Here is a 26,244-nt window from a genome sequence, read left to right on the forward strand (position 1 = left end):
GATCCGGACATGCGCGTACCGAGCGAGCACACAGTAGGCTGACCCTGTGTTTGGCAACATCGGTTGGGGCGAGTTCATGATCCTCCTCGTAGCGGCTCTGGTCATCTTGGGACCTGAGCGGCTTCCTGGTGCGGTCTCCTGGGTCACGAAATCCCTGAGGCAGGTGCGCGAATATGCCTCGGGCGCTTCCAATCAGCTCAAGGAAGAACTAGGCACCGACTTCGAGGATCTGCGTAAACCACTCGCAGATCTGAACAAGCTGCGCGGAATGACGCCGCGCGCTGTGATCACCCAGCACCTCCTCGACGGTGACGACTCCATCTTCACAGGCAACTTCGACAAGAAGCCGCAGAGCGGAGTGCAGGAGCCGAAGACGCTGTCGAAGGACAAGCCACTCACTGCCGGCGAACGTCCTCCCGTGGACTTCGACGCAACCTAGATTCGACACACGAAAGGGCGTCTGCCACCGATCGGTGACAGGCGCCCTTTCGTATGACGGGGTTCTACAGGTTGCGAACCGTGTTGATACCGAGCGACATTCCGGCCAGCCCGCGCTGACGGACGGCCAACTTGTCGGCGATGTCCTTGAGTGCGATGGCGGCGGGTGAGTCGGGGGCGCTGAGGACGATCGGTGTCCCGGCGTCGCCTGCCTCACGGACGGACGGATCCAGCGGGATCTGTCCGAGAAGCGGCACCTTGGCGCCGACGGCCTTCGTGAGGCGATCGGAGACCGTCTGCCCACCGCCTTCGCCGAAGACGTCCATACGGGTGCCGTCGGGAAGTTCGAGCCACGACATGTTCTCGACGACGCCGGCCACACGCTGACGGGTCTGCAGGGCGATGGCGCCCGCGCGCTCGGCGACCTCGGCAGCGGCCTGCTGCGGTGTGGTGACGACCAGGATCTCGGCGCTCGGGATGAGCTGAGCCACCGAGATGGCGATGTCACCGGTGCCGGGCGGCAGATCGAGCAGCAGCACGTCCAGATCGCCCCAGAACACGTCGGCGAGGAACTGCTGAAGCGCGCGGTGAAGCATCGGTCCGCGCCAGACGACGGGAGTGTTGCCCTGGGTGAACTGCGCGATGGAGATCATCTTCACGTCGTGGGCGACGGGCGGCATGATCATGCGCTCGACCTGAGTCGGCTTGGCGTCGGTGCCGAGCATGCGGGGGATCGAGTGACCGTAGATATCTGCGTCGAGTACACCCACGGACAGTCCGCGCGCGGCCATCGCCGCCGCGAGATTGACTGTCACACTGGACTTTCCGACGCCACCCTTGCCGGAAGCCACGGCGTAGACGCGGGTGAGTGAACCCGGCTGGGCGAAGGGGATGACCGGCTCGGCGGAATCGCCGCGAAGCGACTTGCGGAGTTCGGTTCGCTGAGCGTCGTCCATGACGTCGAGTTCGACGCGGATCGCGCCGACTCCGGCGACGTCGGCGACGGCCTTGGTGACGCGTTCGGTGATCTCGGTGCGCATCGGGCAACCGGCGGTCGTGAGATAGATGCCGATGTCGACGCTGTTGTCACTGGAGAGGGTGATCCCCTTGACCATCCCCAGTTCGGTGATGGGTTTGCGGATCTCTGGGTCCAGAACTCGCGCGAGCGCTGAGCGTACGTCGGACTCGGTCAGTACAGACATGACTCCATGGTAAGTCCAGGTAGGTCAGTGGATGCGCGGCAGGTCCGATGCGGCGGGGACGATGCCGGTGGAGTACCCGAGCGACCAGGCCAGAACGTTGGCGACGTAGGCCGCGGAGTTGTTGTAGCGGTGGATCGCGGACGCGACCTGAGTGACGTCCTGCATGTTCAGTCCGCCGTCGCACAGGTACTTGCCGGTGGTCAATGCGGAGTCGAAGAGGTTCTGCGGGTCGGCGATTCCGTCACCGTTGCCGTCGCCGGCGTACTGGTTCCAGGTGGACGGGATGAACTGCATCGGGCCGACTGCACGGTCGTAGACGGTGTCGCCGTCGAGGGCGCCGCCGTCGGTGTCCATGATGACGGCCTGACCGGGCAGGCTGCCGTTGAGCGGCAGACCGATCACGGGCTTGTAGAGGTTGCCGTTCGCGTCGGCGTCCTTACCGTCGTTCGCGTGACCGGATTCGACGCGACCGATACCGGCGAGGAGCGTCCAGTGCATGTTGCAGTTGGGCTTCTCGACGGCGAGGATGCGCTCGGCGTTCTGGTACGCGGCGACGCTCACGCTCGGGATTCCGAGTGCGCCCTCGGCCATGGAGGCGGGGAGCGGGGGAGTCGCTTGCACGGGCGCCAACGGCGCGGGCTCCGGCGCTGCGGCGGGAGCGGGCTCGGCGATTGCTTCGACAGCGGGCAGGATCTGCGCCTGCGGTTCCTGCGTGGCAGGCACAGCGTCGACTGTCTCGGCGGAGCTGGCGTTGAAGAACGGGACCTTGGGAGCGGCGCCGGCCGTGTTGGCTGCGGTGACGAGTCCGATAGGGATGAGTCCGGTGAGCGCGATGACCGAATTTCGACGGATGTGCGAATCTGTCTTCTTGCTGTGCCGACCCACTGTGTATGCCTCCTGAACCTCCGCGAGGAGGTTTTCCGTTCAACTGACGGAGTCGAGGCTACCTGATTTGTTGCGTTTCCGTTATTCAACCGTGATCTAGAAGGGCAGTTTGGGGCATTTGCACTGTTCTTTCGTGATTTTTAGGTTACAGAGCGGGCATGCCGGGCAGGCCCGGGAAGAACGGCACGAATGCCGGTGCGGGGGCTGGGGCGGGCTCCGGCGCAGGAGCCGGTGCCGGTGCCGGTGCCGGCTCAGGCGAGGGGGCGGCGGGCGGCGAAGATTCCGCGGGCGCGGCGTCGGTGGTGGCGGGTGCCGTGGCAGCCACAGCCATGCCTGGGACCGTGCACGGCAGAAGGATGCCGTCCTGCAAGGCGTCGAGGGCTGCGGGGTCCGGAAGGATCACGCACATGTCGTCGGGCCAGCGCCATCCCTCGGCCGTCAGAATCGGCCAGACGAGACCCCGTGAGGTCAGGACGGGGAGCGGGATGACCGGGCCGGGAGCTGCGTTCCGGGCGGCGTTGGGTCCCGGAGTCGGGCCGGCCGGCATTACTCCTGGCGGGATCAGTGCCTGGATCTCGGGTGAGAGCGCAGGCATGTCCGGCAGGCCCGGGAAGAGGGGAGTGGTGGTCGGGGTTGCCGTCGTCGACGCTGATTCCTTGTCGCCGGCCGCCGGATCGGTAGCCGCAGCAGCGGCGAGTACGGCCGAAGCGGCGGAGTCTGCCGAGGCGGCGGCGTTGATCGCCGAGCTGCCGGTGTTGATGCCCGAGGTGTACGGCAGCTGACCGGAAGGAATGACGCCGTTCTTGTAGGCCGTCGACCACATGATCACATTGGCTGCATATGCGGCCGAGTTGTTGTATCGCAGAACAGCTTTGGTCTCCTGGGTGACATCGCGCAGGTTGAGTCCGCCGCTGCAGAGGTACTTCGCTGCCGAGAGTGCCGCATCGAAGACGTTGTTGGGGTCCTTGATTCCGTCTCCGTTGCCGTCGCTGGCATATCCGGCCCAGGTGGCCGGAATGAACTGCATCGGCCCGACGGCGCGGTCGTGAGTGGGGTCGCCGTCGATCGCGCCCTTGTCCGTGTCCCGAATGACTTCGTTGCCGGCCAGCCGTCCGTCGAGGACAGGGCCGAGGATCGGGGTGACCGTTGTACCCACCGACGTCGTCTTGCCGCCGTTGGCGTGACCGGATTCGATGCGGCCGATGCCGGCCAGGAGATGCCAGGGGATTCCGCATCCCGGTGCCTCGGTCATCATCACCAGCTCCGCGGAGCGGTACGCGTTCAGGACGATCTCGGGGATGCCCAGAGAAGTGAGGACGACAGCCGCAGAGTTAGGGGCTGCCGGGGCACCGGCGACCGTATCGCTGGGCGGGGCAGATCTTTGCGTTCGGACGGTGCGGGGCGTCGGGAGGAAGTCGACAGAGTCCGGCTGCGCAATCGAGGCAGCGCCTGCCAATGCGATGGGAACCTGTGACCCTCCGGTCGGTGCGCTTCCGGCAGTGAGGGCCGCTGGACCTGTGACGACGAGCAGTCCCCCCACCAGTGTGGATGCTGCAATCATTCCGCGTACTCGCACGATTCCCCTTTGCTGGCGCTCCCGCTCCGGAGTACCCACCGTGATATCCATATTGCTGTGACTTACGTTACATATCGGTCACGGTGCGTGCAGCAAAACTCAGCGAACGCTCAGCTAGTTGTGACTTTGTTTCGCAGTATTCGAGTCACGGTGCTTCTTCTTCGGGGTCGGTTCGCCGTCGGCAGCAAGGATCGACTTGATCTCCTCGAGCTCCCGTCGCAGGTAGTCGCGGGTGGCAACCTCGCCGACGGCGATGCGCAGAGCTGCGAGTTCACGGGCGAGGAATTCGGTATCCGCCTTGGTTTGCTCGGCGCGTGAGCGATCCTCCTCGAGAGAGACCCGGTCGCGATTCTCCTGACGGTTCTGTGCCAGGAGGATCAGCGGCGCCGCGTAGGCGGCCTGGGTGGAGAAGGCCAGGTTGAGCAGGATGAACGGGTACGGGTCCCACTGCAGAGCCACCGCGAACACGTTGATCAGGATCCAGACGATCACGATGATCGTCTGGATTGCGAGATAACGCCCGGTGCCGAGGAAGCGGGCGATGCGTTCACTGACGCGTCCGACAGCTTCGACGTCGAAATCGAGATTGAACCGGCGGCTTCCGCGAGGCGTTTCCAGTCGTTGCCGTGCGGTCGTGCTCGACGCCCGTTCGCTCATCGGAGTAGTTCCTCGTCGTCGGAGTAATCCTCACGCCAGTCTTCCGGCAGGAGGTGATCGAGCACGTCGTCGACCGTCACGGCTCCGATCAGGTGATTCTCGTCGTCCACGACCGGCCCACACACCAAGTTGTAGGTCGCGAAGTATCGAGTGACCGACGCCAGCGAGTCGTCCGGGGCCAACCTGGGCATGTCGGTGTCGAGTATTCCGCCCACCAGGCTGGCGGGAGGCTCGCGCAGAAGTTTCTGCAAGTGGACGCAGCCGAGGTAGCGTCCGGTCGGAGTCGCGGTAGGCGGACGCACGACGAAGACCATGCTCGACAGGGCCGGAGTGACGTCGTAGTTGCGGGCGCGGGCAAGAGCCTCGGCGACGGTCGTCGAGGCCGTCAGTACCACCGGTTCGGGTGTCATCAGACCGCCGGCGGTGTCCGGGGAGTGCTCGAGCAGGCGTCGAACGGGTTCGGAATCCTGCGGGTCCATCAACTGCAACAGTGATTCGGCTTCGGTCTCGGGCAGCTCGCCCAGCAGGTCGGCGGCGTCGTCAGGATCCATTGCTTCGAGTAGATCGGCGGCACGTTCGACTTCCAGGTGCATCAGCAGGTCGGTCTGATCGTCCGCCGGCAGTTCCTGGACGACGTCGGCGAGGCGTTCGTCGTCGAGTGCCACGGCCAGTTCGTGGCGGCGCTTCTCCGGCAGTTCGCGCATGGCGTTGGCCACGTCGGCGGGTCGCATCCCTTCGTACTGCAGAAGAAGGTGAGCGACGCCCTGGCCGGGGAGCGAGAGGTCGCTCTGAGTGAGGCCGGCGACGTGCTGCCAGTCGACGACGTGAATCGCCGCGCGTCGACCGAGGCGTCCTCGATGGCCGCGAACTGCGACCTTCGAGACGACCCAGTCGCGGGTTCGCGTCGATTCGATCCCGAGGTCGACGACTATCGTGTCGGCGCCGTGAAGCTCTTCGAGTTCCGGGTCGTCCACGCGCACATGCGAATCGAGTACCTGCGCCAGAGCGAGAACCTCGCCCGGACGCTGGTTGAAGCGCCGCAGACTGACGTTGCCCGTGGTCAGGGTGACCGCACTCGGCTCGATAGCGGTCACTCGCAACATCGGGACGAAAATGCGTTTGCGCGTGAACATTTCGATCACCAGACCGAGAACTCGCGGTTGCTGGCGTCCGATGCGGACCGTGATGACGACGTCGCGCACACGACCTATCGATTCGCCGTCCGGGCCGAGGACAACCAGGCCGGCAAGCCTGGCTGCAAATACCTTGCCTGCTGCTGCCATGATTGCAAGGCTAATTCGTCCAGCGTCAAAATCTGCAACGGCGCCACCGAAAATCGAGAAGGGCAGTCCGCAAATGACTTCACGCAACCGTTCCCGTCGATCGGTATTGGCAGTTCCCGGCAGCAGTCGGAAGATGATCGACAAGGCGAAGGGATTGCCCGCCGACGAGATATTCCTCGACCTCGAAGACGCAGTGGCGCCGCTGGCGAAGCAGGCTGCTCGCGAGTCGATCGGCGACGCGTTGGCCGAGGACGGGTGGGGCAAACAGGTCAAGGTCGTCCGGGTCAACGACTGGACCACCGAATGGACGTATGCCGACGTCGTGGAGGTGGTGGGCCGCGCCGGAGCCCATCTCGACGCCATTCTGCTGCCCAAGGTTCCCGACGCGAGTCACGTGCAGGCGCTCGATTTGCTGTTGACGCAGGTCGAGAAAGCCAATGGTCTCGAGGTCGGCAGAATCGGAATCGAACCGCAGATCGAGAACGCGATCGGATTGACCAACATCGACGCGATCGCCACCGCGAGCCCCCGTGTCGAAGCGCTCGTGTTCGGTCCGGCCGATTTCATGGCGAGCCTGAACATGCGAACTCTGGTGGTCGGCGAGCAACCGGACGGTTACGACCGCGGTGATGCTTATCACCACATTCTGATGACCATCTTGATGGCCGCACGGGCACACGGAGTCCAGGCGATCGACGGGCCGTACCTGCAGATCCGCGACGTCGAGGCCTTCACTCGTTCGGCGGCGCGAACGGCAGCGCTCGGCTTCGACGGCAAATGGGTACTGCATCCCACGCAGATCGAGGCGGCCAACGAGGTGTTCAGTCCGCGCCAATCCGATTACGACCGTGCGGAACTCATCCTGGACGCGTACGCATTCCACACCTCGGCCGCCGGGGGAGGGCGGGGCGCCGTCATGCTCGACGACGAGATGATCGACGAGGCGAGTCGCAAGATGGCACTGGTGATTTCGGCCAAGGGGCGCGCCGCGGGGATGACGCGCACGTCGGAATTCACGCCACCCGAACACGCCTGACGCTGGTATAGCCGAACGAATCAGGTCTGTAAAGGGCACAATAGGGGTAGATGTACTTGCGTCATCCACGTGGATGACGTGCCCGAAAAGAGGAGCGCAGCCAGCCATGTCCAATCCGCTCGGTCAATCGTCGAATGGGTCGCGCCGTGGAGCGTTGCCGACACCGCCTTCGGGATGGCCCATCGGGTCGTACCCCACCTACGCCGAAGCGCAGCGCGCAGTCGATTACCTCTCCGATCAAGAATTCCCGGTTCAGGACGTCACGATCGTCGGCGTGAACCTGATGCAGGTCGAGCGAGTCCTCGGTCGGTTGACGTGGGCCAAGGTGATCGGTGGCGGCATCGTCTCCGGTGCCTGGCTCGGTGTGTTCTTCGGCCTGGTGCTCGGAATCGTCACCGGTGGCTTCCTCGCCCCGCTGATCGCGGGCATCGTGGGCGGCATCATCTTCGGTGTCATCTCCACGACCATCCCGTACGCCGCGACGCGGGGGCAGCGGGACTTTGCCTCCACGATGCAGTTGGTCGCCGGACGCTACGACGTACTGTGCGAGCCCAAGACGGCGGAGTCGGCGCGCGACCTTCTTGCCAAGCTCGCCATCTGACATTCTTGCTCGTGCTGCCAACTTGTGTGATCTCGGTTACTTTATGTACACGCGGGCGGGGTAACACTCACCTTCCCGTGACCGTTTGCCGGACAAGGAAATAGGTCCCTTCTCCGGCAAAAGTGCCGATGTGTGGTGCGTCGGCCAGCCGTAACGACTGCGCCGTCTCGCCGCCCGAGGAGGACGGCTGTGCAGAACAAGAGATCGCGGGCGGGGCAGAACGAGAGATCGCGGGCGGGGCAGAAAAAGAAATACAGGGTGGGGCTGCTCGGCGCGGCAACCTTGTTGTTGGCGCCCTTGCTCAGTGCGTGTGGATCAGACAGCCACGACGGGGTGGTGCTTTCCTTCTACACCGCCGCCGACGGCGCCGAGCAGTATGCGGAAGCCGCCGCCAATTGTTCGGCGGTCTCGAACGGCGCGTACCGGGTCGAGCAGAAAACTCTGCCCAAGGGTGCTGACGACCAGCGACTTCAATTGGCCCGGCGTCTGACCGGCAACGACAAGTCACTCGATCTGATGACGCTCGACGTCGTGTGGACTGCCGAATTCGCCGAAGCCGGTTGGGCATTGCCGCTTCCTGCCGACGTCGCGGCCGAGGTGAGCGACGGGACTCTCGAGGGCCCGCTGGAGTCGGCCAAGTGGCAGGACCAGCTCTACGCGGCGCCGCTAAACACCAACACCCAATTGCTCTGGTATCGAAAGGATTTGATGCCGGACGGCCAACCGCCCCAAACCTGGGATCAGATGATCGACATCTCCGAAGGTCTGGCTGCGGAGGGACGACCCAGCTGGATCGGCGTGCAGGGCAAGCAGTACGAAGGATTGATGGTCTGGTTCAACACGCTTCTCGCCAGTGCGGGCGGATCGGTGGTGGGGCCGGACGGAACCACGGTGACGGTCGCCGACGGTGATGCTGCCCAACAGGCACTGACCGTCATGAAGCGCGTCGCCACCGCGAAGGGCGCGGATCCCTCGATTTCGCAGGGGGACGAAGCGTCGTCGCGCCTGGGAATGGAGAGCGGTAAGTCCGCCTTCCAGGTCAATTGGCCGTTCGTGCTTCCCGGCATCATGGAGAACGCCGAGAAGGGCGATCTTCCGTACATCGACGACAAGGGCAACGTCACCAGCCAAAACACCGGAAATACGGTGCTGACGGTGAACGGAGAACGGAATTTCCTTGCCGCTCCCTATCCTTCGGTGATCGAAGGCAAACCGGCCGAGGTCACGATCGGCGGATTCAACGTAGCGGTGGCCAAGACCAGTCAGCATCCGGACCTCGCTTTCGAAGCGCTCACCTGCCTGCGCAACGAGGAGAATCAGCGCAACAACGCCGTCGCCGGTGGTGTCCCGCCGACGCTCGAGAGCCTGTACGACGATCCGGCCTTCCAGGAGGCGTACCCGGCGTGGCGTGAGGTTCGCGACAGCTTGGACACCGCGTCGGTTCGTCCCGTTTCTCCTGCCTACCAGAGTATTTCGACGCTCATCACTGCCACGCTCAACCCTGTGGGAAACATCGATCCGGAATCGACCGTGAACGATCTTGCCGAGCAGGTACGCAAGGCAGTCAATTCCGAGGGGCTGATTCCGTGACGATCGACAGCGAAAACTCGGGAGCTGCAACGGCAGTCGCCGACCCCTCGCCGGAGCCGAAGCACTCCAAGAAGTCGAAGATGTCGGACGGAAAGGCGGCCGAGCGTCGACTCGGCCTGTGGTTGGTGGCGCCGGCCGCGATACTCATGATCGCAGTGACCGCGTATCCCGTGGTCTACGCAGTGTGGCTGAGTTTGCAGAGGTACGACCTGCGCTTCCCGGGCCAACGAAAGTTCGTGTGGTTCGACAATTACGTATCGGTGCTGACCGACGGCTACTGGTGGCAGGCGTTTGCCGTGACGACGTCGATCACCGTCGTCTCGGTCGTCATCGAGTTCGTCCTGGGCCTGACCATCGCGCTGGTGATGCACCGGACGATCGTGGGTAAGGGCCTCGTCCGCACTGTAGTGCTCATCCCGTACGGCATCGTCACCGTCGCTGCGGCGTACAGCTGGTACTACGCGTGGACGCCGGGTACCGGTTACCTCGCCAACCTGCTGCCCGACGGCAGTGCACCGCTCACCGACCAGATCCCGTCGCTCGCGATCATCGTCCTTGCCGAGGTGTGGAAGACGACGCCGTTCATGGCGCTGCTCCTGCTCGCCGGTTTGGCTTTGGTTCCGGACGACCTCCTCAAGGCGGCTCAGGTCGACGGCGCCGGTGCGTGGACTCGCTTGGTGCGCATCATCCTTCCGCTGATGAAGCCCGCCATCCTCGTCGCACTGCTCTTCCGCACGCTCGACGCGTTCCGCATCTTCGACAACATCTACGTGCTGACGAAGGGAGCGAACGACACCGGGTCGGTGTCGATCCTGGGTTACGACAACCTGTTCAAGGCGTTCAACCTGGGCATCGGATCGGCGATCAGTGTGCTGATCTTCGTGTGTGTGGCCCTGATCGCGTTCGTCTTCATCAAACTTTTCGGTGCCTCGGCTCCCGGATCCGATACGGAAGGACGCTGACATGACCGTGACTCCCAGACTCAAGATCAGCTGGTCCGTGGTCAACCTTCTGGTCTTGCTGTACGCGTTGGTTCCTGTTCTGTGGATCGCCAGCCTGTCCTTCAAACCTGCCGGAACCATCAAGGACGGCAAGTTCATTCCGGAGAAGTGGACCCTGGACAACTACCGAGGGATCTTCGACACCAGCGCCTTCACCAGTGCACTGATCAACTCCATCGGCATCGGACTCATCTCGACGGTCATCGCCGTGGTGATCGGAACGATGGCGGCGTACGCCATTGCCCGCCTGGATTTTCCGGGCAAGAAGGTGCTCGTGGCCGTTGCCCTGCTGATCGCGATGTTCCCGCAGATTTCGTTGGTGAGCCCGCTGTTCGACATCGAACGACGCCTCGGACTCTTCGACACCTGGGCTGGACTCATTTTGCCGTACATCACCTTTGCGTTGCCGTTGGCGATCTACACGCTCTCGGCGTTCTTCAAGGAGATCCCGTGGGAGCTCGAGAAGGCGGCGCAGATGGACGGCGCGACGCCCGGGCAGGCGTTTCGGAAGGTGGTAGCTCCGCTCGCCGCGCCCGGCATCGTCACCGCGGGCATTCTGGTGTTCATCTTCTGCTGGAACGATCTGTTGTTCGCGATTTCGCTGACGTCGACCGAACGTTCCATCACCGCCCCTGCGGCCATCGCGAACTTCACCGGCGCTTCACAATTCGAGGAGCCCACCGGGTCCATCGCCGCGGCCGCAATGGTCATCACCATTCCGATCATCATCTTTGTTCTGTTCTTCCAACGTCGTATCGTGGCCGGGCTTACTTCCGGCGCAGTGAAGGGATAAGCCTGTGGCCGAGATCGTGCTGGACAAGGTGACCAAGCTGTACCCGGACGGAGCCAAGGCGGTCAGTGATGTCGACATCACCATCGCCGACGGAGAATTCATCATTCTCGTGGGCCCGTCCGGTTGTGGAAAATCCACGACCCTCAACATGATTGCCGGGCTGGAAGACATTTCGACCGGTGAGCTGAGGATTGCGGGTGAGCGTGTCAACGAACGCGCCCCCAAGGACCGCGACATCGCGATGGTGTTCCAGTCGTATGCGCTGTATCCGCACATGACGGTGCGCCAGAACATCGCGTTCCCACTGACATTGGCGAAGATGTCCAAGGACGAGATCAATGCCAAGGTCGACGACGCAGCGCGGGTACTGGACCTCACCCAGCATCTCGATCGCAAACCGGCGAACCTGTCGGGTGGTCAGCGTCAGCGTGTCGCGATGGGACGCGCAATCGTTCGCAGCCCGAAGGCGTTTCTCATGGACGAGCCGCTTTCCAACCTGGACGCCAAACTGCGCGTGCAGATGAGGACGGAGATCGCCCGCCTACAGCAGCGACTCGGTACGACAACGATTTACGTGACCCACGACCAGACCGAGGCGATGACGCTCGGCGATCGGGTGGTCGTGCTGCGCGGCGGCATTGTGCAACAGATCGGTGCGCCGCAGGAACTCTACGATCGTCCGAACAATCTGTTCGTGGCGGGGTTCATCGGGTCCCCGTCCATGAACTTCTTCCCCGGGCAGTTGACTGCGGAGGGTGTGAGCACGCCGATCGGTGACGTTCGCCTACCAGCGGCGGCGCAGTCGAAGATTTCGGGCAGTGGATCGGGTAAAGACGTGGTGGTCGGGATCAGGCCGGAACATTTCGAGGATGTCGCACTGGTCGATGCCGCGCAGGCGCCGCACGGCGGGACGTTCACTGTCGACGTCGACGTGTTGGAGTCGATGGGTTCGGACAAGTACGCGTATTTCCTTGCCGGTGGTCCTGCCGTCAATTCTCGTGAACTCGAGGAACTCGCCGCAGATTCGGGAACGGCCGTCGCTGGTGGCGGTCAACTGGTTGCCAGGCTCTCGTCCGAGTCCACGGTGGCCCAGGGCAGGTCGATCGATCTGTGGTTCGACCCCGCCAAGATCGCGGTGTTCGACGGCGGTACGGGAGCCAATCTGCTGCTGTGAACCTCTACCCGGGCAAGGTGACCGAATACGTCGCGGCCCAGGGGAGCGGTACCTGTTCCGGGCCCGGCGCGGCGTCGGTCGGCTCGGGCAGGGGGATCAGCAGGCCGAACTGTTCGTGATGGGTCGTGGCCGGGGCGGCTTGTGCTGTCCCGGTCACCACTGCTATCGGTGCGGCGGCCAGGGCGCCGGCGACGGCAAATCGAGTGGCGATGCGACGCTTACCTGCTCGGGTCCGAATCATGGTCTCTCCGGTGAAAATCATGGTCTCTCCTGTGAGAACTGTGTGGGGGATGAACCTGCCTTTCACGGTATTGCGGGTTGATTGTGAAATCTCGTGTGCGAAGCTCATTCACAGGGAACTGGGATGGGCGGCACAGGAGGACAGATGAACGGATCCTCGGTACGAACCGAACACCTACCCGGCGGCCCGGACCTCGAACGGATACTGCGCGAACATGCATACCGTGGTGCGTACCTCCAGTTGGCGGTGCGCGGCGCTCTGGTGCTGTTCATCGCCCTGACATTGATATTCGTCCCGCCCATGAACGACGCGGGATGGTGTTTTGCCATCCTGGGCGCGTACGCCCTCTGGTCGGCAGCGGTGGCTTTGTGGATCCGCAGGGGCGGCACCGGCCCGGTGACGATGATCTGGCTCGGGTTGTTCGTCGACCTCGCTGTGCTCGCAACTTTGACACTGCTGACCGGTCTCGCAGCCGAGCAGAGTTGGACCGCCGACATCTTGAGCAACGGGCTCTTCGTCATTCCGGTCCTGGCGTGTACACAACTGCGAACCGACGTGTGTGTCGGCGTCGTGGCCTGCACGATCGGTGTGTTCTTTGCTTCCAGTTGGGCAACGATGACTTCGAACTCCGAGCCGTGGCCGTCGATCCTGTTGAGCACCATGGCCTTGGGCGGAGTGGGAGCCGGCGCCGTCGGGTTGACTCGGATTCAGAGATCACGCGTCCTGACCATCGGACAACTCGTCGGGCATCGCACGAGCCTTCTTGCCGAGCTCATGGGGCTCGAGCAGCGTGAGCGCACGGAACTGTCGGAGCAATTACACGACGGTGCGCTGCAGTACGTCCTCGCGGCGCGGATGGATCTCGACGAATTGGCAGACAGCGCGGAGCCTGTCGCCTTGGCGCGTGCCGCGAAAGCGCTCGGTGAAGCGACAACGCTGTTGAGATCCTCCGTCTCGGAGTTGCATCCCACTGTCCTTGTTCACGTGGGTCTTGCCCGCGCAATCGGGGACCTCGCGCGATCGGCGCAGGGCCGCGGCGGAGTAGTGGTCGACGTCGACACTTCGGGCTGGAACGACGATCTGCGCACGTCCGCGGACGACGTTCTGTTCGGCGCCGCACGAGAGCTGCTGGCCAACGTCGTCAAACATGCCGGTGCGCACAGTGTTCGGATCGAGCTCGCACGACTGGACCACCGTGCGGTGCTGGTGGTCTCGGACGACGGTCGGGGGATCAGCGCCGATCGGATTGCCGAACGACGAGCTGCCGGCCACATAGGGCTGCTCTCGCACGAGCTGCGGGCGGTTGCCGCGGGCGGCTCGTTCTCGGTCGGGCCGGGTGAAGAGTCCGGAACCCTCGCGCGAGTCGAGATACCGTTCCAGATCGTCACCGAATTCGACCACGATCGCTGAGGAATTGTCGATGACGCTGATCACCGATCGCGAGCTCAACCTGGCGACACTGGCGAGGCAACTCCTCCTGCGGCGCGCCGAGGTCAGCGCCTTGGATGCGATCGAGCACCTGGCAGGTCTGCAAGCGCAAGCGCCGACGCCTCCCTATCTGGCACTGTGGGCGCGGCTGAAGAACTTTGCGGCAGAAGACCTCTCCACCCTTGTGGAGAAGCGCCAGGTGGTGCGGCTGGTTGCCATGCGGGGCACGGTCTTTGCCCTCTCTGCCGCGGATGCGGGCCGCTTCCGGGCCACGGTTCAGACGATCATGGAACGCGATCTCCACACCAACAGCACTCAGCGTGCGGCGCTCACCGGGTTGGATCTCGACGCTCTCGCGCAGGCGGGACGGGACCTGGTAGCGGACGGGCCGCTTACCCAAATGCAGATGAGGCCTCTACTGGCGGAGCGTTTTCCCGGCCACGCGCCAGAAGGGTTGGCACATGGAGTTCGCGGACTGTTGCCGATGGTGCAGGTTCCGCCGCGAGGGTTGTGGGGACAATCCGGCGCACCGGCGCTGACGACGTTGGAGAATTGGCTGGGCGCAGAAGTGGATTCGATTCCGGTGCCCGACACACTGGTGCTGCGTTACCTGGCCGCGTTCGGCCCCGCGAGCGTGAAGGACGCCCAAGCGTGGTCGGGTCTGACCAGACTCGCCGAAGTATTCGAGCGGCTACGACCCGGCTTGGTCACCTTTGTCAACGAGAATGGGGCCGAGGTGTTCGACCTGCCGGACGCGCCACGACCGACCTCCGGAACACCCCCGGTTCGCATACTTGCACCGTTCGACAACATCTTGCTCTCGCACGCCGACCGCTCTCGAATCATGGACGAGCAGTACCGAACTCGCGTCTTCACCGTGAACGGCATCATCAAGCCCGCCATCCTGGTGCGCGGGAAGGTGGTGGGATTTGCGACGGTGACGCCGGAAAAGGAGACGGTCGAGTTGGGTGCGACTCTGTTTGCGCAGCAACCGAAGACCGCCCTCGCGTCTATCGAGAAAGAAGCGCGTTCGTTGCTGACGTTCATGCACCCGAAGATCCCGAACCGCGAGGTTCACTTCACTGTATCTACGTAGCGGGCTTGTGCTTTCGGGGTGCTCGGTCGCGCAGTTCGGCCACGATCTCGTCGTTCCACATGTGGCGCCGCACCAACCGGTACCGCTCCCGTGCGATCCACAGGTACGCCTCGGCATCGGTGTGCTCGGGCAACATGTCGGCGCCCCGCAGCATTCGCACGACGGGGAGAAACTCCTCACCGAACCAGCGGCGGGCGACGGTGTCCCGGCCGAGAAACTCACCCTTCTCCTGCATGAGGCGAAAACCCCAGGCCTCCACGCACTCACTGAGTTCGGCGTACTCCCACGGGTCCGTGACTTGTACGGCTTCGCGTTGAGAGCCCTGCAGCGGAACGCGGGTGAGGAAGAGGCGGCGATGGTCCTTGATGAGCAGATCGGCGCGCTGAGTGATGCCTTCCGGTGAGATACGCGTGATGATCTCGGTGACGTACGCATCGATTGTCTTCTGGTGCATCGCACACGCAATGGACACTCGGTGGTGTCCGTCGATCACGAAGTGCATGGAGCCGACGCGATACAACTGGACAGGTGGAACCGATTCGCCGCGTCGTTGAGCCACGGCAAGCCGTTCCCAACGCGCACGAGAGTGAGTTGACGTCGGCCGGAAGTACCTGTCGAAATCACCTGTGCGGTCGACACTTCCGACGATCGATTCGATGGTGACGACCTGCAGACCCAGAGACTTCTCGCCGACCTTGCCGAGAGCGGCGACAACCTCGTCGAACGGCAGGATCGCGTTGACGTCGTCCGGTTCGCGTCGTAGCCAACTGACCAGACGTGCCACGTCGGCGCGTCGACGCTGACGAGCAAAGTCGTTTTCCGCGTCGGCTGTGGGAAAACCGGTGTCACGAGCCATGTCGGCGCCTCACGATCGTCGGCGGAGTACCTGGGGAAATCTCCATCAGCGTGAAGCCGACGGTATTGAGCACGATAGTCCGGCCCACCTCCAGATCGAGAGGTGTTCGCCCGTGCGGATGGATGTGGCCGTGAATCATGACCGTCGGATCGAGGTTGTGAATCAACGGCGTGAAGCATTCGAACCCTCGATGTGGTCGATCCTCGGCGTCGCCGACGCCACGGGCGGGGCTGTGGGTGAGCAGCACATCCACGCCCGCCCGGCTGCCGGAAAGCCGCGATTGCCAGGCGTTTCGCCAGGTGAGCGAGCGAGCGCGTCGGCTCTGCTGGCGCTCGGACCACTGATTGGGGCCGGTGTTGTATCGGATGGAACCGCCGAGGCCCGCGATTCGCAGACCGGCGACGGTCACGATGCGTCCGTCGGCGTTGACCGCGCCGGTGGGCCCTGGCCACTGCGCGGGCATGCCCGCCCGCATCCAACCCGATTTCTTGTTCGAGTATCCGGACAGATCGACGTCGTGGTTCCCGGGAACGAACACGCAAGGCGCGTTCAGTTGATCCGACAGGTACTCCAGATAGGCAAACGGCAGATCGCCCGCACCGAGGATCACGTCGACTCCGAGCGAACGAACCTGACTGCTCCACAGGTATTCGACGGTCTCGTCGCTGACAGCAAGAACGGAGACCATTTCGACGACGCTACCGCCAGCGCGAGGTATCTGCGCTGCGAACCTCGAGGGCACGGTGTTTAGATGGACGAGTGTCAGACAGCGTCGTATCTTCCGTCCGGGCCCATCTCGTCAGCAGCATCGAGGGGCCGGAGCCCGCCGCTGCCTCGGTGACGTTCCTGGGCGTCGAACCGCTGGACGTGCTGCGTTTCGAATCACCCGACGGCCTGGTCCGCTACATCACCCTCGGTTGCTCGCGTCATCCGATGGGCGACCCCAACGAACTGGTCGCAGACCCCACGCGCGGACCCCGCGCCGAGTTGGTGCTCACCCTGCGCGGAGGAACGGGTATCGCGTCGGGTGTGGCCAGGACTCTCGCTGTGCTGGCTGCCGCACCCTCCGTCGAAGGCGTCGTGCTGCTCGAAGACGCGCTGCTGGACCTGGGCGAGCCGCTCTGGAAGGACACCGCGTTCACGGCGGTGCTTCTCGGTGACAGCGGGATCGAAGACCTGACGCTGCCGGAGCCGTTCGATCCGGTGCGCTTCCTCGGCGTGGTCCCCCTCACCGGTACCGAAGCCGCCTGGGTGCGTCTGCGCGGCGCAGAGGCGCTGCGGGAAGCGTGGACCGAGGCGGGGATCGACATCCGCGATCCGCACCGTTCCGCCGCCTCGCTCTAGCTGCGCTGGCGCTTCGTCCGTCAGATCATTCGGCGTGCACGAGGATGTCTGCCAAGTTCTCGAGACTTACCCGAACCGTCCGTGAAAATGCTTTCGTGACGATCGGGTCGGCCATCTTGCCGAATACGCCGCCGAGTCCGCTTTCGCTGTCGAGTCGGTAGGTGACCCGTGTGCCGTCACCGACTTCTTCGCAGGTTGTGGTTTGCGAGAAGCTGACCGGACTTTCGACGGACGTGGATTTCGACGATCTCGGTGGGTCGTACTCGGTGAATTCGGATGTCCACTCGAGACGCTTGCCCAGAATTCGCGAGACGCCGTGCCAGCGGCTTCCCACGCCCATCGGGCCGTCGGTGATCTGTTTGCATTCGACCATCGAGTTTTCCCAGTTGGGCCAATTCTCGGCGACGGACAGGTACTCCCAGACGTCTTTGGGTGGCAACGCGATCTCTACGGATTGCTCGACTGTAGGCATGGTTGTTCCTCCACTACTCCTTGGGCCTGAATTTTCTTGTCGCAAAATGGATTTCGGGAACGGAATGAAAATGCGTACCCATATCCATTGTCCGCCTGCGACGGTGGCAAGTACAGGGAGTCAGTAGGAGTTGTTCACAGCCAGTTGTTGCGACGGAAGAGAAAGAACAAGCCGACGCATACCGAAGCGATGAGAAACAGGATGGACTGATAGCCGTATTTGTAGCCGAGTTCCGGCATGTTCTCGAAGTTCATTCCGTAAATTCCGGCAACGCCGGTCGGCACGGCGGCGATGGCGACCCACGCGGAGATCTTGCGCATGTCGGTGTTTTGCTGCACCGCGATCTTCGCCAGCGCGGCATCGACCAGAGAGCTCAACACCTCGTCGTATTCCGAGATGCGTTCGGACACGATCGTGTGGTGATCCCGGACGTCACGAAAGTACCGGCGGATCTCCTTCGGGACGAGACCGCCCGCGGGCTGGGTGAGTTGGAGCAGTGGCAATCCGAGTGGAGTGACCGAGCGTCGTAGTTCCACGATTTCACGTTTGAGCAGGTAGATGTGCTCGACCGCAACGGTGTTTCGCGGGTTGAATACCAACTCTTCCATGCTGTCGACGTCCTGTTCGACCAGCTGAATGACGGAGAGATAGCTGTCGACGACGTGGTCGGTAATCGCGTGCAACACCGCGAACGGGCCCATGGTGAGGCGCTCGGGATTCTGCTCGAGTGACTTGCGCACGCTCGCCAGTTCGGAGTGATCCCCGTGGCGGACGGTCACCACGAAGTCGGGACCGACGAACACCATGATCTCACCGGTTTCGACGATCTCGCTCGCCGTGGCCACGGACTCGTGCGGAACGTAGACGACCGTGCGCAGCACCAGGAACATGACGTCGTCGTAGCGTTCGAGTTTCGGACGCTCGTGTGCATGAACGGCGTCCTCGACCATCAGCTCGTGCAGTCCGAAAGTTGCTGCGACATCTTGCATCTGACCTTCGTCGGGTGCATGCATTCCCACCCAGACGAACGCGTTGTCGCGACTACGAACCTCGGCCAACGCAGCGCGGTGCGTGTATTTGCCCGGCAACCGCACGCCGTCCACGTAGACCGCGCAGTCGACGATCGCGCGTGCAGCAGGAACGGGGATCTTGGGCGCATCAGCTTGCGTCGATTTGCCGTTCGACCAATTCGGCAGTGACGGCATGGTTGGCACGCTCGCTCCTTCTCGGTCTGTAATGCAGTGGAACGGCAGGGGAACGGCACTACAGCGACACCTGATCGAATTGCGCTGCCGCTGCGGCGTAATCGTACGTCAGCTTCCGGCTCGCCCACCGGAGCGCGATGAAGTTGCCGATTGCTGACACACTGGAACAGTGCGAATAGACCTTCACACCCACTCCAACGCATCGGACGGCACCGACACCCCGGCTGCCCTCATGCGCGCCGCAGCCGACGCCGGACTCGACGTCGTCGCCATCACCGATCACGACACGACTTCGGGCTGGGCAGAGGCCGCGCACGCCTTACCGGCCGGCGTCGCCCTGGTTCGTGGGATGGAGATGTCGTGCGAAGGTCGAGGTGAGCGCGGTTGGCCCGTGGCTGTTCATCTGCTGGCGTACCTGTTCGATCCGACGCACCCCGAATTCGCCAAAGAACGTGAGCGACTGCGCGCCGAACGCGTCGAACGCATCCGCGTGATGACGACGATGATGGCGCGTGACGGTCTGCCTGTCGATCCCGATCAGATCCTCGCCGACGCCGGTCCGTCTGTCGGACGCCCGCACGTCGCAGCGGCCCTGATGCGAGCCGGCGTGGTGTCGAGCATCAGCGAAGCCTTCTCCGACCTGTTGTCCAGTCGCGGGCGGTACGACGTGCCCAAGTACGACACTCCGCTCGAGTACGCCGTCGAACTGGTGGCAGCGGCCGGGGGAGTGACCGTCCTTGCGCATGGACGGGCCCGTTCGCGCGGCGGATTGCTTGCGCTCGACCACATCCGCGATCTGGCCGATTTGGGTCTCGGGGGTCTCGAAGTCGATCACCCGGACCATCGCAGCGACGATCGTGACGTCCTGCGCCGCCTGGCTGTCGACCTCGGTTTGGCAGTCACCGGATCCTCTGACTACCACGGCGAGAACAAGACGATCGGACTCGGCGACGAGCTCACGGACGAAGCCGAGTTCGACAAACTCGTCTCGGCTGCCACCGGCGTGGAGGTACTGGGGCGCTGATGCTCGACACCACGCTCTACCTCACCGTGTTCATCACGCTGTTCGTGATCATGGACCCGCCCGGAGTCATCCCGGTGTTCTTGTCACTCGTCGGACGTAAAAGTCGTGAAGATCGCAATCGAGCGGCATGGCAGGCCCCCGCCGTCTCCCTGGCGGTCATCTCGGTCTTTGCCATCGGCGGTCAGGCGATCCTCAACTACCTCCACATCGGCATTCCGGCGTTGCAGGGCGCCGGCGGACTACTCCTGCTTCTCATCGCACTCGAACTGCTGACCGGCAAGGCCTCCAACCGTCCGCAGGGAGCCGACGACGTCAACGTCGCACTCGTTCCTCTGGGAACGCCGATGATGGCCGGTCCCGGTGCGATAGCGGCCGTCATCGTCTTTGTCGCCCAGGCCGACGGTGAAGCGGCGTCGTATCTGGCGATCGCGTTGGCGATTCTGTCCATCCACCTCGTGCTGTTCGTGGTCCTGCGCTTCTCGACCGCACTGATCCGGATACTGGGCGAGGGTGGCATCAGTCTGCTGGCACGCATCGCCGGTCTTCTGCTCGCCGCCATCGCGGTTCAACTCATTGCGGAATCAGTCCGCGGATTCGTCGCGGGAGCGTAAGAGATGACATACGACGACAGGTACAACCGGAACGACAGGCACGAGGACGACTACCAGTACCAGGAATATCAGGACCATCAGTACGAAGACGATTACGACTATCCCGCCGACAAACGACAATGGCTGCTGGTCCGCGCTCTACGCGCCCTGAGTGGCACCGTGGCGGCCGGAATCGTGGTCTTGACACTCGTGATCATCGGTTCGGCATATCTGGGCGGCAACCGCGGATTCCCGGGTCCGGGAACAACGTCGATCACCGCGCACATTGCGGCCTCGGTGGTTGCTCTCGCCGCGCAGATCTGGTGCGACCGCAGGCGGGGTATCGCGGCGGTTGCCGGATCGGTGGTCGTGCTCGTGGTGGCGGGGCTGTTGTTGGTGACGCAGTGGTGGGGATGACACGGTGGGGATGACACGGTGGGGATGACACGGTGGGGATGACGGTTCGGTTTCGAGTGTGGTGAGGAATCCGACCGCTTGGAGGATTTGATTGTGATCCGACTCTGGTGGCAAACTGGAGTTACTTCGAGGCGGCGCCACAGCCCGGCCCCGAAGTGCAGGTTTCGTCAGAATCTCTCCCGGAACCTAGATTGCATGGATACGCCAGGGCTCACCCGCCCCACACCATGACGCTTCGGATGTATTGCGGCCCACTTTCTCGCGCACGCCGAATGCTCTTCTTCTCAGTAGTCGTTCGCGGAAGAAATGATCTCTGACCGTTGTGAACGTGATTTTTGCACCGGTCCGAAGGATTACTTCCCAGTAACCCAGCCCCGAATGAGGCTGGACTAATCAGGAGTGTCATCGTGTCCCTCGTGACTGAAGCCATCAACGTACCCAAGGTCGAGCTGACCGACGAAGAAATCTTTGCCGCTCACGTCGGTGGCAAGCTCTCGGTCGAGACCACCGCGCCGCTCGATACGCAGCGCGCCCTCTCGATCGCCTACACACCGGGTGTTGCTCAGGTGAGCCGCGCCATCGCTGCAGACGAAACCCTCGCCGATCGATACACCTGGACCAACCGACTTGTCGTCGTGGTCAGTGACGGCACCGCGGTTCTCGGACTCGGCGACATCGGCCCCCGCGCGTCGCTGCCCGTCATGGAGGGCAAATCGGCACTGTTCAAGAACTTCGCCGGACTGAACTCCATTCCGCTGGTTCTCGATACCAAGGATCCCGACGAGATCGTCGAGACGCTCATCCGTCTGCGTCCGAGCTTCGGCGCGGTCAACCTCGAGGACATCTCGGCGCCGCGTTGCTTCGAGATCGAGAAGCGCGTCATCGAAGCTCTCGACTGCCCTGTCATGCACGACGATCAGCACGGAACCGCGATCGTGGTCCTCGCGGCGCTCAAGGGCGCAGTGAAGGTCCAGAGCCGCGACATCACCGCACTCAAGGTCGTCATCTCCGGCGCCGGTGCTGCTGGTGTTGCCTGCGCGAACATCCTGCTCGCCGCGGGAATCGCCGACGTCATCGTGCTGGACTCGAAGGGCATCATCTCGGGTGAGCGCAGTGACCTCAACGAGGTGAAGGCAGAACTCGCGGCCCGCACCAATCCGCGCGACCTGCACGGTGGTGCCATCGAGGCGCTCGAAGGTGCCGACGTCTTCCTCGGTGTCTCGGCGGGCAAGATCCCCGAGGAGCTCATCGCTTCGATGGCTCCCGAGTCGATCGTATTCGCACTCTCCAACCCGGACCCGGAGATTCACCCCGAAACCGCGTCGAAGTACGCGGCGATCGTGGCGACGGGCCGTAGCGATTTCCCGAACCAGATCAACAACGTTCTCGCCTTCCCCGGTGTCTTCAAGGGCGCGCTCGACGCCGGCGCCCGTCGCATCACCGAAGGTATGAAGCTCGCTGCCGCCGAGGCAATCCTGTCGGTGGTCGGCGACGAGTTGGCAGCGGACAAAATCGTCCCCAGCCCACTCGACCCTCGCGTGGCACCCGCAGTAGCGGAAGCCGTCGCGGCCGCAGCGCATGCTGAGGGCGTGACCAGCTAAGAGGGACTACGAAAGCCCCGATCGGAACCCGCACACAAGGTTCCGATCGGGGCTTTTTCGTGGGTATCCGAGCTACAGACGGGCGAGGTCGGGTGTTCGACGCAGCCTGCCGGTACCGGGAACAGAAGCCCAGACGACCAGTGCCAGTAAACCGTCGACGACAAGAGCCACAACCGCGACCAGGATTGCGCCGACGACCACGCGGTCGTACTTGTAGAGCGCGAGACCGTCGAAGATGTAGCGGCCGAGGCCACCGAGGTTGACGTAGGCGGCGACGGTCGCTGTGGCTATCACCTGCAGCGTCGCGTTGCGCAGGCCGCCGAGAATCAGCGGGAGCGCGTTGGGAATCTCGACTCGGAAGAGCACCTGGAGCTCGGTCATGCCCATCGCCCGCGCGGCCTCGACGACGCCACGGTCGACGCTGGCGATTCCGGCGTACGTGCCGGCGAGGAGCGGAGGAATGCCGAGGATCACGAGCGCGAGAATCGGCGGCATGACTCCGAGTCCCATGAGCAGAACGAGGAAGGTCAGCAGGCCGAGTGTGGGCAGTGACCGCAGTGCGTTGACCAGACTGACGACCACGATCTCACCGCGGCGCAGATGCCCGATGAGCAATCCGATCGGCACCGCGATCACGGCCGAAAGTGCCACGGCCAGAACGCTGTACCACAGGTGCTGGAGAATGCGGGTGCCGATTCCGGTGTCGCCGCTCCAGTTTCCGGGATCGACGATGAAGTCCCAGGCTCCGGTGAAGATGCTCATACGGGTTCCCCCTCGGCGGACAGGACGGCCGGAACCTTCGACGAGCGCGACGTCCTGGTCCACGGGGTCAGGAATCGGCCGATCAGATACAGGATCAGATCGAGCGCCAGTGCCAGTACGACGATCGCGATGATGCCGGCAACGATCTGATCCGGGTAGTCACGGTCGTAGCCCTGTTTGAACAGAACTCCCAGGCCGCCGATTCCGATCAGTGATCCGACCGAAACCAACGAAATGTTGGTAACGGCAATAACTCTGATGTTCGCGATCATCACCGGCAGCGCCAACGGCAACTCGACAGTCAGGGCGCGTCGTAGTGGCGTGAACCCGACGGCGGTGGAGGCGTCGATGACGTTGTCCGGCACCGAGTCGAGTGCTTCGGGCACAGCCCGGATGAGCAGTGCCGTCGCGTACACGCTGAGTGCGATCACCACGTTGAGCGGATCAAGGGTCTTGAGACCGAACAACTGGGGGATTGTCACGAACAGCGCGAGCGACGGAATCGTGAACGCGATGCTCGCCAGGGTCAACGTGATTCGGCGCAGCCACCGGACGTTGCGGATCGCTGTTCCTACCGGCACGGCAATCAGGAGACCGATCAGCAAGGGCAGCAGCGCCAGATACAGATGGGTCTTCGAGTAGTCCACGACCGTCGAGAAATTGTCGATGAGCCAGCGCATGCCGCTACGCCCCGAATCCCTCGGTGAAGGCGACTCGGTTGCGTTCCTCGTCCTCGCGTCGACGCTGATCTGCCAATTTCGCAACGACTTCGGAACCGAGGATCCCGCCGATGACCGAACCCTCGCCGTCGACCGCAACGCCGATACCGGAAGGCGACGAGATTGCCGCGTCGAGTGCTTGACGGAGATCGCCGCCGGGGGAGAACAGCGAACCACCGGCCGACGTCGACTGAGCAAGGGTGCGTCCCGAGCGAAGACCCTCGACGCCGGTCACGTCGATCCATCCCTGGGGGCTTCCGCTGTCCGTGACCACGAGAACCCATTCGCCCAATTCGAGACGCAGAGCCTTCAATTCGTTCTCGACGGCCGTACGGACCGGGTGAAGAGGAACCTCGTCGGCAGCGCGGAACGACAATCCCCGATAGCCGCGATCGCGTCCGACGAAACCGGCGACAAAATCTGTTGCCGGAGCGGCCAACACGTCGCGAGGCGCCGCCACCTGCTGAAGACGCCCACCGGGACCGAAGACGGCAATGTGATCACCGAGTTTGACTGCTTCGTCGATATCGTGGGTGACAAAGACGATCGTCTTCTTCAGTTCGCTTTGCAGACGGAGCATTTCGGTCTGCAAATCCTCACGCACCACAGGATCGACGGCACTGAAGGGCTCGTCCATCAACAGGATCGGCGGATCGGCTGCCAAAGCGCGGGCAACTCCCACACGTTGCTGCTGCCCACCCGAGAGTTGCCCGGGATAGCGAGTGGCAAGTGAAATGTCCAGTCCGACTCGTTCGAGCACACCCAACGCGGCTTTACGGGCGGCGCGGCGGGACTCACCGCGCAGCACCGGAACCGTTGCGACGTTGTCGATCACGGTGCGGTGGGGAAGCAGGCCGGCATTCTGAATGACATACCCGATGCCGAGGCGCAGTTTCACCGCGTCGGTCTGGGCGATGTCACGACCGTCGACGAAGATCCTGCCCGACGTCGGTGTGATCATCCGGTTGATCATGCGCATCGACGTCGTCTTGCCGCACCCGGACGGCCCCACGAACACCGTGAACGACTCGGCCTCGATGGTGAGATCGAGACGGTCGACGGCGGTGGTGCCGTCCGGATACTGCTTGGTGACACCCTCGAAGGTGATCACGTGACTACGAGACCGGCTTGTCGAGGCCCTGCGCCGTCACCCACGCCTTGGCCGCCGCTGCCGGCTCCGTCTTGGTGTCGCCGGACACCTGGACGTTGAGTGCCAACAATTCTTCGGTGGTGAGCTTAGCGGACACCGCATCGAGGACCGTCTTCAACTTGTCGGAAGACTTCGACGCACGCAGCACCGGCACCACGTTCTGAGCCGGGAAATTGTTCTTCGGGTCTTCGAGAACCACGAAGTTGTTTTCCGGGATGGAGGCCGACGTCGTGAAGATGTTTGCCGCGGTGATGTCACCGGACGAGAGAGCCTTCACGGTTGCCGGTCCACCGCCGTCGGCGATCGGAACGAAGTTGGCAGCCGAGATGTCGAGGCCGTAGTTGGACTTCAAACCGGGCAATCCGGCTGGACGTTCCTGGAACTCGGCCGGAGCACCGAACTTGACCTCGGCGGAATGCGGAGCCAGATCGGCGATCGTCTTCAGGTTCCACTTGTCCGCGGTTTCCTTGGTGACGACGACGGCGTCCTTGTCCTCGGCGGACGCGGGCGTCGCAATCGCCAATTCCGACCCGAGAGCTGCGGGAAGGGCAGCGAGGACGTCAGTGGAGCTGGTAGCTGTGCTGTCGGGATCCAAGTACTGCAGGAGGTTTCCCGTGTAATCCGGAATGACGCTGATGGACCCGTCCTTGAGCGCCGGAATGTACGCCTCACGGCTGCCGACGTTGAACGACGTGGACACATCGAACCCGTTGACACGCAGTGCTTCGGCGTAGATGTTGGCGATCGTCTCGGATTCGGTGAAGTTGGCGGAGCCGACGACGACCGAGTTGGGATCGCTGTTGGAGTCACCGTCGCTGCTACCGCACGCTGTGAGCGCAGTGAGAGAGACGACAGTTGCCGCGGCTACGAGCCAACGGTTGGAACGAAATCGTGAGGTGCGCATGAGCGTCCTTCCGGTTTTTCGGGCGTCCCGTGTTTCGGGCGTCGGAAACCATCCCCTTGTGGCGAAGCCACCCGAGTGGCTTCGACGGCGCCGCCACCGAGTGGCTGCGTCAGGACTGGTTACCGCGCATCGCCCGACAAGTGTAACGATAGGTACCGACATGGCACGGTTTTCGATCCATGGGATTGGATGTGAGGAT

General features: G+C 63.4%; 28 protein-coding genes. 14 read left to right on the forward strand and 14 right to left on the reverse strand.

Annotated features, from left to right (window positions below; all coding sequences use genetic code 11):
- The first annotated feature begins 46 nt into the window (after positions 1-46).
- On the forward strand, positions 47-439 hold the full coding sequence (tatB, locus tag ACFQ6H_RS11650) for a Sec-independent protein translocase protein TatB (protein ID WP_003945177.1): 393 nt from the start codon (positions 47-49) through the stop codon (positions 437-439).
- Between the two features lie 64 nt (positions 440-503).
- Here the strand turns inward: tatB and ACFQ6H_RS11655 are convergent, their stop codons facing one another.
- From ACFQ6H_RS11655 to ACFQ6H_RS11675, 5 genes are all read right to left on the reverse strand, one after another.
- Positions 504-1,640, reverse strand: a complete 1,137-nt coding sequence (locus tag ACFQ6H_RS11655) for an Mrp/NBP35 family ATP-binding protein (protein ID WP_095972904.1) — start codon at positions 1,638-1,640, stop codon at positions 504-506.
- A 24-nt stretch (positions 1,641-1,664) separates the two neighbouring features.
- Positions 1,665-2,525: a lytic transglycosylase domain-containing protein gene (locus ACFQ6H_RS11660; protein ID WP_378549632.1), complete on the reverse strand. Its 861-nt coding sequence runs from the start codon at positions 2,523-2,525 to the stop codon at positions 1,665-1,667.
- A gap of 145 nt (positions 2,526-2,670) precedes the next feature.
- Positions 2,671-4,152: a lytic murein transglycosylase gene (locus tag ACFQ6H_RS11665; protein WP_378646188.1), complete on the reverse strand. Its 1,482-nt coding sequence runs from the start codon at positions 4,150-4,152 to the stop codon at positions 2,671-2,673.
- Between the two features lie 63 nt (positions 4,153-4,215).
- Positions 4,216-4,758, reverse strand: a complete 543-nt coding sequence (locus ACFQ6H_RS11670; RefSeq protein WP_003945067.1) for a DUF1003 domain-containing protein — start codon at positions 4,756-4,758, stop codon at positions 4,216-4,218.
- A complete protein-coding gene (locus ACFQ6H_RS11675) occupies positions 4,755-6,041 on the reverse strand; it encodes a magnesium transporter MgtE N-terminal domain-containing protein (protein WP_378539200.1) in 1,287 nt (428 codons plus the stop codon). The genes ACFQ6H_RS11670 and ACFQ6H_RS11675 overlap by 4 nt, the downstream gene beginning before the upstream one ends.
- Positions 6,042-6,114: 73 nt before the next feature.
- Here ACFQ6H_RS11675 and ACFQ6H_RS11680 point away from each other — a divergent pair, with 73 nt between their 5' ends.
- The 6 genes from ACFQ6H_RS11680 (at position 6,115) to ACFQ6H_RS11705 (ending at position 12,236) form a co-directional block, all read left to right on the forward strand.
- Positions 6,115-7,077: an HpcH/HpaI aldolase/citrate lyase family protein gene (locus tag ACFQ6H_RS11680; protein ID WP_378646190.1), complete on the forward strand. Its 963-nt coding sequence runs from the start codon at positions 6,115-6,117 to the stop codon at positions 7,075-7,077.
- Positions 7,078-7,183: 106 nt separating this feature from the next.
- Entirely contained in the window at positions 7,184-7,678 is a 495-nt protein-coding gene (locus ACFQ6H_RS11685) for a general stress protein (protein ID WP_003945065.1), read from the forward strand.
- 258 nt (positions 7,679-7,936) lie between these two features.
- Positions 7,937-9,268, forward strand: a complete 1,332-nt coding sequence (locus ACFQ6H_RS11690) for an ABC transporter substrate-binding protein (protein ID WP_378646192.1) — start codon at positions 7,937-7,939, stop codon at positions 9,266-9,268.
- 80 nt (positions 9,269-9,348) lie between these two features.
- Positions 9,349-10,230 carry a carbohydrate ABC transporter permease gene (locus ACFQ6H_RS11695; protein WP_378646267.1) on the forward strand — a complete coding sequence of 294 codons (882 nt, stop codon included), beginning with the start codon at positions 9,349-9,351 and terminating at the stop codon, positions 10,228-10,230.
- 1 nt (position 10,231) lies between these two features.
- Entirely contained in the window at positions 10,232-11,062 is an 831-nt protein-coding gene (locus ACFQ6H_RS11700; RefSeq protein ID WP_378449050.1) for a carbohydrate ABC transporter permease, read from the forward strand.
- A gap of 4 nt (positions 11,063-11,066) precedes the next feature.
- Complete coding sequence (locus ACFQ6H_RS11705; protein ID WP_378646194.1) at positions 11,067-12,236, forward strand: ABC transporter ATP-binding protein; 1,170 nt, start codon at positions 11,067-11,069, stop codon at positions 12,234-12,236.
- 4 nt (positions 12,237-12,240) lie between these two features.
- Here the strand turns inward: ACFQ6H_RS11705 and ACFQ6H_RS11710 are convergent, their stop codons facing one another.
- Positions 12,241-12,498, reverse strand: coding sequence for a hypothetical protein (locus tag ACFQ6H_RS11710; protein ID WP_378646196.1), 258 nt, complete (start codon positions 12,496-12,498; stop codon positions 12,241-12,243).
- A gap of 123 nt (positions 12,499-12,621) precedes the next feature.
- On the opposite strand from ACFQ6H_RS11710, the gene ACFQ6H_RS11715 reads away from it, so the two are divergent.
- Complete coding sequence (locus ACFQ6H_RS11715; protein WP_378646198.1) at positions 12,622-13,887, forward strand: sensor histidine kinase; 1,266 nt, start codon at positions 12,622-12,624, stop codon at positions 13,885-13,887.
- 10 nt (positions 13,888-13,897) lie between these two features.
- On the forward strand, positions 13,898-15,001 hold the full coding sequence (locus tag ACFQ6H_RS11720) for a winged helix DNA-binding domain-containing protein (protein ID WP_378549614.1): 1,104 nt from the start codon (positions 13,898-13,900) through the stop codon (positions 14,999-15,001).
- Here the strand turns inward: ACFQ6H_RS11720 and ACFQ6H_RS11725 are convergent.
- Positions 14,994-15,857, reverse strand: a complete 864-nt coding sequence (locus ACFQ6H_RS11725) for a hypothetical protein (RefSeq protein ID WP_003945080.1) — start codon at positions 15,855-15,857, stop codon at positions 14,994-14,996. The genes ACFQ6H_RS11720 and ACFQ6H_RS11725 overlap by 8 nt on opposite strands.
- Complete coding sequence (locus ACFQ6H_RS11730; protein ID WP_378539195.1) at positions 15,847-16,545, reverse strand: metallophosphoesterase; 699 nt, start codon at positions 16,543-16,545, stop codon at positions 15,847-15,849. Before ACFQ6H_RS11730 ends, ACFQ6H_RS11725 begins: the two co-directional genes overlap by 11 nt.
- A gap of 71 nt (positions 16,546-16,616) precedes the next feature.
- Here ACFQ6H_RS11730 and ACFQ6H_RS11735 point away from each other — a divergent pair, with 71 nt between their 5' ends.
- Positions 16,617-17,201: a suppressor of fused domain protein gene (locus ACFQ6H_RS11735; RefSeq protein WP_219466400.1), complete on the forward strand. Its 585-nt coding sequence runs from the start codon at positions 16,617-16,619 to the stop codon at positions 17,199-17,201.
- Between the two features lie 25 nt (positions 17,202-17,226).
- On the opposite strand, the gene ACFQ6H_RS11740 is transcribed toward ACFQ6H_RS11735, so the two are convergent.
- Both ACFQ6H_RS11740 and ACFQ6H_RS11745 read right to left on the reverse strand, forming a co-directional pair.
- Entirely contained in the window at positions 17,227-17,673 is a 447-nt protein-coding gene (locus ACFQ6H_RS11740) for an SRPBCC family protein (protein ID WP_378646200.1), read from the reverse strand.
- Positions 17,674-17,807: 134 nt separating this feature from the next.
- A complete protein-coding gene (locus tag ACFQ6H_RS11745; protein ID WP_003945070.1) occupies positions 17,808-18,878 on the reverse strand; it encodes a magnesium and cobalt transport protein CorA in 1,071 nt (356 codons plus the stop codon).
- A gap of 169 nt (positions 18,879-19,047) precedes the next feature.
- Here ACFQ6H_RS11745 and ACFQ6H_RS11750 point away from each other — a divergent pair, with 169 nt between their 5' ends.
- From ACFQ6H_RS11750 to ACFQ6H_RS11765, 4 genes are all read left to right on the forward strand, one after another.
- Positions 19,048-19,902 carry a PHP domain-containing protein gene (locus ACFQ6H_RS11750; RefSeq protein ID WP_378646202.1) on the forward strand — a complete coding sequence of 285 codons (855 nt, stop codon included), beginning with the start codon at positions 19,048-19,050 and terminating at the stop codon, positions 19,900-19,902.
- Entirely contained in the window at positions 19,899-20,513 is a 615-nt protein-coding gene (locus ACFQ6H_RS11755) for a MarC family protein (protein ID WP_164490628.1), read from the forward strand. Before ACFQ6H_RS11750 ends, ACFQ6H_RS11755 begins: the two co-directional genes overlap by 4 nt.
- A 3-nt stretch (positions 20,514-20,516) precedes the next feature.
- Positions 20,517-20,909, forward strand: a complete 393-nt coding sequence (locus ACFQ6H_RS11760; RefSeq protein WP_003945098.1) for a hypothetical protein — start codon at positions 20,517-20,519, stop codon at positions 20,907-20,909.
- A gap of 407 nt (positions 20,910-21,316) precedes the next feature.
- The gene (locus ACFQ6H_RS11765) at positions 21,317-22,510 is read left to right on the forward strand and encodes an NADP-dependent malic enzyme (protein ID WP_230817414.1); all 1,194 of its coding nucleotides are present in this window, start codon (positions 21,317-21,319) and stop codon (positions 22,508-22,510) included.
- A 72-nt stretch (positions 22,511-22,582) separates the two neighbouring features.
- Here the strand turns inward: ACFQ6H_RS11765 and ACFQ6H_RS11770 are convergent, their stop codons facing one another.
- Genes ACFQ6H_RS11770 through ACFQ6H_RS11785 form a run of 4 tightly spaced genes read right to left on the reverse strand, consistent with a single transcriptional unit; the run spans position 22,583 to position 26,045 of the window.
- Entirely contained in the window at positions 22,583-23,272 is a 690-nt protein-coding gene (locus ACFQ6H_RS11770; protein ID WP_095972891.1) for an ABC transporter permease, read from the reverse strand.
- The gene (locus tag ACFQ6H_RS11775) at positions 23,269-23,952 is read right to left on the reverse strand and encodes an ABC transporter permease (protein WP_378449059.1); all 684 of its coding nucleotides are present in this window, start codon (positions 23,950-23,952) and stop codon (positions 23,269-23,271) included. Before ACFQ6H_RS11775 ends, ACFQ6H_RS11770 begins: the two co-directional genes overlap by 4 nt.
- 4 nt (positions 23,953-23,956) lie before the next feature.
- Positions 23,957-25,102 (reverse strand): ABC transporter ATP-binding protein, encoded by a 1,146-nt coding sequence (locus ACFQ6H_RS11780; RefSeq protein WP_378646204.1) that lies wholly within the window; start codon positions 25,100-25,102, stop codon positions 23,957-23,959.
- A 4-nt stretch (positions 25,103-25,106) separates the two neighbouring features.
- Entirely contained in the window at positions 25,107-26,045 is a 939-nt protein-coding gene (locus tag ACFQ6H_RS11785; RefSeq protein WP_378646206.1) for an ABC transporter substrate-binding protein, read from the reverse strand.
- Positions 26,046-26,244: the final 199 nt, after the last annotated feature.

The organism is Rhodococcus sp. NPDC056506, from assembly GCF_042794945.1.
Taxonomy (GTDB): Bacteria; Actinomycetota; Actinomycetes; order Mycobacteriales; family Mycobacteriaceae; genus Rhodococcus_F.

What these genes read in the sequence shown, in the direction of transcription:
- ACFQ6H_RS11745 (WP_003945070.1), bottom strand. Translation starts at nt 18,878, where the DNA reads ATGCCGTCACTGCCGAATTGGTCGAACGGCAAATCGACGCAAGCTGAT.
- ACFQ6H_RS11775 (WP_378449059.1), bottom strand. Translation starts at nt 23,952, where the DNA reads ATGCGCTGGCTCATCGACAATTTCTCGACGGTCGTGGACTACTCGAAG.
- ACFQ6H_RS11685 (WP_003945065.1), top strand. Translation starts at nt 7,184, where the DNA reads ATGTCCAATCCGCTCGGTCAATCGTCGAATGGGTCGCGCCGTGGAGCG.
- ACFQ6H_RS11695 (WP_378646267.1), top strand. Translation starts at nt 9,349, where the DNA reads ATGTCGGACGGAAAGGCGGCCGAGCGTCGACTCGGCCTGTGGTTGGTG.
- ACFQ6H_RS11785 (WP_378646206.1), bottom strand. Translation starts at nt 26,045, where the DNA reads ATGCGCACCTCACGATTTCGTTCCAACCGTTGGCTCGTAGCCGCGGCA.
- ACFQ6H_RS11680 (WP_378646190.1), top strand. Translation starts at nt 6,115, where the DNA reads ATGACTTCACGCAACCGTTCCCGTCGATCGGTATTGGCAGTTCCCGGC.
- ACFQ6H_RS11710 (WP_378646196.1), bottom strand. Translation starts at nt 12,498, where the DNA reads ATGATTTTCACCGGAGAGACCATGATTCGGACCCGAGCAGGTAAGCGT.
- ACFQ6H_RS11720 (WP_378549614.1), top strand. Translation starts at nt 13,898, where the DNA reads ATGACGCTGATCACCGATCGCGAGCTCAACCTGGCGACACTGGCGAGG.
- ACFQ6H_RS11675 (WP_378539200.1), bottom strand. Translation starts at nt 6,041, where the DNA reads ATGGCAGCAGCAGGCAAGGTATTTGCAGCCAGGCTTGCCGGCCTGGTT.
- ACFQ6H_RS11770 (WP_095972891.1), bottom strand. Translation starts at nt 23,272, where the DNA reads ATGAGCATCTTCACCGGAGCCTGGGACTTCATCGTCGATCCCGGAAAC.
- ACFQ6H_RS11665 (WP_378646188.1), bottom strand. Translation starts at nt 4,152, where the DNA reads ATGGATATCACGGTGGGTACTCCGGAGCGGGAGCGCCAGCAAAGGGGA.
- ACFQ6H_RS11760 (WP_003945098.1), top strand. Translation starts at nt 20,517, where the DNA reads ATGACATACGACGACAGGTACAACCGGAACGACAGGCACGAGGACGAC.
- ACFQ6H_RS11740 (WP_378646200.1), bottom strand. Translation starts at nt 17,673, where the DNA reads ATGCCTACAGTCGAGCAATCCGTAGAGATCGCGTTGCCACCCAAAGAC.
- ACFQ6H_RS11700 (WP_378449050.1), top strand. Translation starts at nt 10,232, where the DNA reads ATGACCGTGACTCCCAGACTCAAGATCAGCTGGTCCGTGGTCAACCTT.
- ACFQ6H_RS11715 (WP_378646198.1), top strand. Translation starts at nt 12,622, where the DNA reads ATGAACGGATCCTCGGTACGAACCGAACACCTACCCGGCGGCCCGGAC.
- ACFQ6H_RS11655 (WP_095972904.1), bottom strand. Translation starts at nt 1,640, where the DNA reads ATGTCTGTACTGACCGAGTCCGACGTACGCTCAGCGCTCGCGCGAGTT.
- ACFQ6H_RS11730 (WP_378539195.1), bottom strand. Translation starts at nt 16,545, where the DNA reads ATGGTCTCCGTTCTTGCTGTCAGCGACGAGACCGTCGAATACCTGTGG.
- ACFQ6H_RS11725 (WP_003945080.1), bottom strand. Translation starts at nt 15,857, where the DNA reads ATGGCTCGTGACACCGGTTTTCCCACAGCCGACGCGGAAAACGACTTT.
- ACFQ6H_RS11670 (WP_003945067.1), bottom strand. Translation starts at nt 4,758, where the DNA reads ATGAGCGAACGGGCGTCGAGCACGACCGCACGGCAACGACTGGAAACG.